The organism is Atribacter sp., from assembly GCF_035418125.1.
GTDB lineage: Bacteria > Atribacterota > Atribacteria > Atribacterales > Atribacteraceae > Atribacter > Atribacter allofermentans.
The window spans coordinates 1-6,665 of the sequence record NZ_DAOLQM010000115.1 but is presented as its reverse complement, the minus strand read 5'-3'; the positions used below and the strand labels follow the sequence as shown (position 1 = coordinate 6,665).

At 38.6% G+C, this 6,665-nt stretch carries 5 protein-coding genes and 1 pseudogene; all 6 read left to right on the top strand.

Annotation, left to right across the window (positions count from 1 at the left end):
• Window positions 1–461: pseudogene (locus tag PLK24_RS06885) on the top strand (hypothetical protein); the annotation flags it as partial.
• Window positions 462–714: 253 nt separating this feature from the next.
• Window positions 715–1,452 (top strand): GntR family transcriptional regulator, encoded by a 738-nt coding sequence (locus PLK24_RS06880; protein ID WP_324477589.1) that lies wholly within the window; start codon window positions 715–717, stop codon window positions 1,450–1,452.
• Window positions 1,453–2,139: 687 nt separating this feature from the next.
• Complete coding sequence (locus PLK24_RS06875; protein ID WP_324477588.1) at window positions 2,140–3,165, top strand: Gfo/Idh/MocA family oxidoreductase; 1,026 nt, start codon at window positions 2,140–2,142, stop codon at window positions 3,163–3,165.
• Between the two features lie 3 nt (window positions 3,166–3,168).
• Window positions 3,169–4,692, top strand: coding sequence for an FGGY family carbohydrate kinase (locus PLK24_RS06870; protein WP_324477585.1), 1,524 nt, complete (start codon window positions 3,169–3,171; stop codon window positions 4,690–4,692).
• Window positions 4,693–4,746: 54 nt separating this feature from the next.
• A complete protein-coding gene (locus tag PLK24_RS06865) occupies window positions 4,747–5,313 on the top strand; it encodes a glucose-6-phosphate isomerase family protein (protein ID WP_324477583.1) in 567 nt (188 codons plus the stop codon).
• A gap of 6 nt (window positions 5,314–5,319) precedes the next feature.
• Complete coding sequence (locus PLK24_RS06860) at window positions 5,320–6,270, top strand: shikimate dehydrogenase family protein (RefSeq protein ID WP_349770662.1); 951 nt, start codon at window positions 5,320–5,322, stop codon at window positions 6,268–6,270.
• Window positions 6,271–6,665: the final 395 nt, after the last annotated feature.

The following is a 6,665-nucleotide window of genomic DNA, read 5'->3' as shown; positions in this document are numbered from 1 at the left end:
TTTATCCATTTTTGATGGGAATGGCTGCCTTAAAACACGAAAAGATTGATTCTTTCCCTGAGATTCAAAACCCCGATGATCATCTCTTAGTCGCTCATTGTGGATATTTTGGATTAATTCCACGTTCTTTTTCTAATCAATGGAAATTAAAACCAAGAGTTCTTGAAATTGTTCATGAAGATGCAACTGCCATTGATGGGAGATTTCCCGAAGGGAAGGTAACCCTTGCAAAAATTGATTCGTCGCTTTCTTCTTTATTGGTAGTAGAAGGACATTTGGAGAAGTATGTTCAATTTCCTGGTTCCGATTGTCGAAATGGTGCTTTGATTCGAGTTCCCGATGGTCACTTTTTGATGAATAAACTTTATTCTCATCATAATTGTATATTAATCGGACATCATAAAATTGACTTAGAAGTAATCGCCTCAGTAATCGGGTTGGATATTGAGGTGTTGTCTTAAAATAAAGAAAAATTATAAATAAGTTTTTGTGGATAGGGAGATTTATTTCATGAAAATCAAGTCGGCTGAAAGCGGCAAGATGATTGAAATATAATGAGGATAGATCATATTTTCTTTATTTCTATATATAGAAAAGGCAAATGGAAAGAAACTTAAAGGTGATCATTCTTGACTATGGGAAAGCACTATAATATCATGTTAAGTGGTATTAACCACTTAACCTATTTCATCCCTCTTGGAGGAGTAATATAAAGTGTCAACCTTAAATCGTAAAACCCCCATACCTCTCTATTATCAATTAATAGAAATGATTCGTAAAGATATTGAAACCGGTGTTTTAAAACCAGGAGACATTATTCCTTCGGAAAGGGAATTGTCAGAGAGATATCAAATCAGCCGGCCTACCGTCCGCCAGGCTATAAAAGAATTAGCTTATGAAGGTCTCCTCAATCGCGAAAAAGGAAGGGGGACCTTTGTTTCCCGCCCCAAGTTTAATTACGGTTTCATTCAACAGTTTTCAACTTTTTATGACGACATGGCAGAGAAAGGTTATCAAGTTCACACCAAAGTTTTGAACATTGAAGTGAGAAATGACCTTCCTAATATTGGGAAAATTTTAACCATTGCTGAAAATGATCCTATTATCTGCATTCAAAGGATGCGCTATGTTGAAGGGGAGCCAATTGTCAAAGTTTCTAACTTTATTCCCTTATCTCTCTGCCCTGATCTTATTCATGAAGACCTTACCGATAAGTCGCTCTACCGAACTCTCTTTGAAAAATACCACCTTCGGGCCTTTCGAGCCGAGATAACTTTAGAAGCAACAGTAGCTGATGACCTTGATTCGAAAGTTCTGGAAATTCCCGAAGGAGCTCCGGTAATATTCATGAAAAACATCACTTATACTCCAGAAAATACCATTATGGATTACTTTCAATCCCGTTTTCGGGGTGATAAAGGAAAAATTAAAGTCGAAGTATTTTCTAAATAATTTTTCCTTATAAAAGGAAAAATATAATAGGATAGACCTTCATGCTACATAGCAGTACCAGAGGAGGATGAAAACCTAAGATTCGACATACCATAGCATACTGCTACATTAAATGAAGATCGGGCGCAATAAATTGCGCACCTACATTTTTTAAATTCTTTGGTAGGGGCTTGATTTATCATGCCCGTAGGTTTTCAGGATAGAACCTCATACCACTATGGTAGCATGAGAAGACAATGAAAATATTTAAATACTTATTCAGAGATCAATCTTCCCCTTTAGCAAAGGGGGTAAGAGGGGGATTTGAATTTATTGGTAACCAATCGAATCCCTCTATATATACTTTTATCCAAAAGAAGAAAATAATAACGATTGAGCATAAGGGATTGCCATGTCACTAAGTTCTTAGTAATGACGAATAAAGAATTCTCCTCCTACGGAGGAGTATCATGTAGTAGCGGAATGGGCCAGGATTTATCAAGCTCGAGGGTTATAGAATGTGTCAAGAAAATTAAAAAAGATGAGATTCTCACTTCGCACAATACGCTCCTCAGAATGGCGGAGCGGATGGATGAAAACCTTGGGCTCTCAAAGAGCAAGGACTCCGGATGTAAAAAAAAGATAATCACGGAGTTACAGAATAGAAAATAATCAAGAAAAATCATTGAAGAAAGAGAGGTATGAAACTTGGATAAAGTCAGATTTGTTTTGGTTGGAGCCGGAAGGGCAGGAATGGTTCATGGTCGGAATTTAACGAACTATATTCCAGAAGCTGAATTGGTAGCAATAGTTGATATTGATGAAAGTAGGGCAAGACAATCGGCAGAAGAAGTTGGAGTAAAAAAATACTCAACCAGCCTCGATGATATATTAAAAAAAGAAAATATCGATGCAGTATGTATTGGGTCGTTGACTTTTACTCATCGAGAAATCGTTGAAAAAGCTACTGCAGCAGGGAAGCATGTTTTTTCTGAAAAACCTTTGGCACAAAACCTTGAAGAAGCCAAAAAGATTAAAGAGGTCGTTAATAAAACTGGGATAAAATTTCAAATCGGTTTTATGAGGCGATACGATCCGGCCATACGAAAAGCCTATCAAATGGTTCAAGATGGAATTATTGGAGATTTGGTGGTGATTAAATCGACCGGTCGAGGACCAGGGCTTCCTCCGGCCTGGATTTGGGATCGATCAAAGAGTGGTGGAATGTTGGCCGAAGTTTCTGCTCACGATATTGATTCGGTTTTATGGTTTACCGGAAAAAAACCGGAAAGAATTTACATGGAAGCAAAAAATTTTAAATCACCCCAAGCCAGCGAGAAATTTCCTGATTTTTATGACCATTATATTGTGACTGTTACTTTCCAGGATGGTCCATTAGGATCAATTGATGGTGGTTGTCCGGTTGGATACGCTTACGATGGAAGGATGGAAATATTAGGTAACAAGGGCATGATAAGAATTGGAACCACCGAAGGGAATGGTCCGGTATTAATGACTTTGGATAAAAAAGCCATTTGTGACACCCATGATGCTTGGAGAAACCGTTTTAAAGAAGGTTATTTGGAAGAAATGAAATCGTTTATTCGATGTATACAGAAGGATGAAAAGCCGGAACCATCGGTGGTAGATGGTTTTCGGGCGGTGCAAGTGGTGGAATATGCCCACCGATCAATAAAACAACAAAAACCGATAAATTTTGATGGGGAGTGGTGAAAAATGACTTATTTGATTGGTTGTGACTTGGGAACAACGGCTACAAAAACAGCTCTTTTTAATGATAAGGGTGAATTGATAGTTGTTGAGAAGGTTGATTCCAATATAATTTATGGCGATGATCGGAGTGTTACCCAGGATCCTGATGAAATGTTTCAATCGGTTATACAATCGGTCAAGAAAGTTATGGAGAAGAGTGGTATTTCTCCGAACCAAGTTGCAGCAATAGCACTTGATGGTCAAATGGCAGGAATTATGGGAGTTGATGATCGGGGTGAAGCAGCGACCCCCTATGATTCTTGGTTAGATTTTCGTTCGGCAGATTATGCTGAAATGATGAAAAAGGAAGCAGAACAATTAGTTATTCGTCAGAGTGGCATGGGACCAAGTATCAATCACGGTCCAAAAATTTTATGGTGGAAACATGAAAGACCAGAAATTTATCGAAAGATTAAAAAATTCACCGTTCCTTCCAGTTGGATAACGCAAAAGTTAGCTGGGTTATCTGGTGAAGAAACTTATTTAGATTATACCAATTTGCACTTTACCTGTTTTGGAGACCTTCGCAATCTTCGTTGGGACAAAGAAATCCTTCAGATATTTGATGTTGAAGAGGATAAATTCCCTCGAATAGTTGATCCTTGTCTGCAAATTGGTAAGTTGCAACAACCATGGGCAAAAGAAATGGGGTTGTTAGCTGGGATTCCTCTGATAGCTGGTTGTGGTGATCAAGCAGCAAATGCCTTAGGAGCTGGAGTATCTGAACCAGGAATTGCTTTTGATGTTGCCGGGACTGCATCATGCTTTAGCTTGTTTGTCGATGAATACAATCCTGATGTAAAATATAAAGCCCTCATGTTAGCCCAATCTGTTTTAAAAGATTTTTATTATGTTATGGCTTATATTAACGGTGGTGGAATGGATTTAGAATGGGCAAAAAAAGAGCTCTTTCGGGAATGGGCTGATTCCCGCGATGCTTTCCAATTAATGGCTCAGGAAATAGAACAAAATGCACCAAAACCTTCGGGAGTTATATTTATTCCCCACTTACGAGGAAGAAATTTTCCCACCCAACCCTGGCTACGAGGAGTTTTTGCTGGTTTTAGCTGGGATCACCGGCGTGAAAATCTATACCGAGCGATATTGGAGGGCATAGCTTTTGAATATGCTTTTTACTTAAAAGTCATTCGAGAATTGATACCCAACCTTACTTTTAAAGAAGTTCGGGTGATTGGGGGAGGAGCAAAGTCTCCTCTTTGGAATAGGATTAAAGCGAGTATTTTAAAAGTACCCTATGTTGAATTAAATCGCCAAGAATATGCAGTATGGGGTGCAGCTTTAATCGCTGGTCATGCAGTCGGTGTATTTCAAGATTTGCAAAAAACTTCTCTCAATTCGGTTGAAAAGAAAAAAGTTCATTATCCAGATGAAAAATTATCAAAAGTCTATGAAAAATTTATCCCTTATTATTTGGAAACCATGGACAAAATGAATGAAGTTTTTGAAAAATATCGAGAGTTATTATGAAATGATTATAGAATCCGTTATCATATATACTCAGTTCAGAAAGGAAGGATTCTTATGAAACCTTATAATGTCGTAATCAATTTTGAATCGGGGACGCTAGACCCTGGTAAACGAATTATTCGCAAAGTCAGTGACGTAAAAAACATGTTTTATGATACTCAAGCCGCTGAAGAATTAATCCAAAAGGGCGATCCACTGGTTTATGAAGTGATTTATGCTGATGTACCCGAAGAGCAGGGGCACTTAGGCCACTGCACGACCATTATTTATCCGGGAAAAATCGGGAATGAATATTTCCTAACCAAAGGACATTATCATGAGAAACTCAGCACTGCCGAAATATACTTTTGTTTACGAGGGCAGGGGAGGTTGATCATGGAATCTACCGATGGTGATTGTGAAGTTTTAGAAATGTTTCCTGGTTCAGCTTCCTACATCCCCCCCAATTGGTCGCATCGGACCATGAATGTTGGAAACGAGCTGTTAGTCTTTTATTGTATTTTCCCTGCCGATGCTGGTCATGATTACGCCACTATTGAAGAACAAGGTTATCCGAAATTGGTCGTTGAAATTGATGGGAAGGTTACAGTTATCGACAACCCAAAACGTAAAAATAAATAAGGGGGAATTGGATTGAAATTACCTGATAAGGCTACACAACCCACCATGTATTTTATCGGTGTTACCACTGAAAAGTCTTCCATCATGAAGCTTTTCCCCTTGTGGGCAAAAGAGTTGGGTTTAGATGGAACCGTTCTAAAAGGAATTGATATTACCATACATGCACCGGAAGGTGATTACCGTAAAGCAGTTTCCTTTATAAAAGACGACCCTCTTTCTTTAGGAGCATTGGTAACCACCCATAAAATTGATTTGTATAATGCCTGCAAGGATTTATTTGATTTTCTTGACCCCTATTCTCAGGCCTTTGGAGAGCTTTCCTCAATTTCTAAAAAAGATGGTCGATTAGTAGGACATGCCAAAGATCCAATATCGAGTGGCTTAGCATTAGAAGCTTTTGTGCCGAAAAATTTTTGGCATGACCACAGTGGTGAGGTGTTCATCATGGGTGCTGGAGGAAGTGCCCGAGCGATGGCCGCCTATCTATTTGATCAAAATAAAGGATTAAATGTCCCATCAAAAATGTACGTCGCCAACCGAAGTACCCCGCGATTGGAATCGATGAAAGAAATTATGAAAAAGCTCTGTCCGAAGGCACCTATTGAATACCATCATTGTCCGGATGTAGCTATCAACGATACCATTTTAAAAGATATGAAACCCTTTTCTCTCATCGTCAATGCAACTGGCTTAGGGAAAGATCGACCAGGATCACCGCTTTCTAATCAATGCGAATTTCCTCAAAATAGCTTAGTATGGGAGATTAATTATCGAGGCGATCTCCTCTTTATGCACCAGGCGCTCCATCAAAAAGAAAAGAAAAATCTGACGGTTGAAGATGGATGGATATACTTTATTCATGGGTGGACCCAAGTGATTGCTGAGGTTTTTCATATCGATATTACTGAGGATCTTTTCCGTCGTATTGAAAGTATGTCCAATAGTTTTCGTTTCTGAATTTGAACCAAAAAGTCATTAAATAATGTGGAATATTTAAAAATACTTCCTTGAAAGCCAATTTATGGACTTGATAAATAAAGTCCTTACCAAAGATTTAAAAGCTGCAGGGGTGTAATGTAATGCGCCTGATTAATGTAGTGACAAGCTCTGCCACATCGAATTTGGATTTTCATCCTCATCTGGTGCTGCTAGGCAGCATGAAGGTCTATCCTGAAAATGCTGAAAACAATGAAAAGTGATCAAACAAAAATGAGAAAGAATAAATCTAACAATTCCCTTCCTTGGAGGGGTGGCGCTTACGGCGGGGAGGGCGCCTTTATTTTTTAATTTTTTTATTGCTTATCCTTGGAAAAGGACAAAAAAGATTGGCTAAATGAGATTGCCACGTCGCA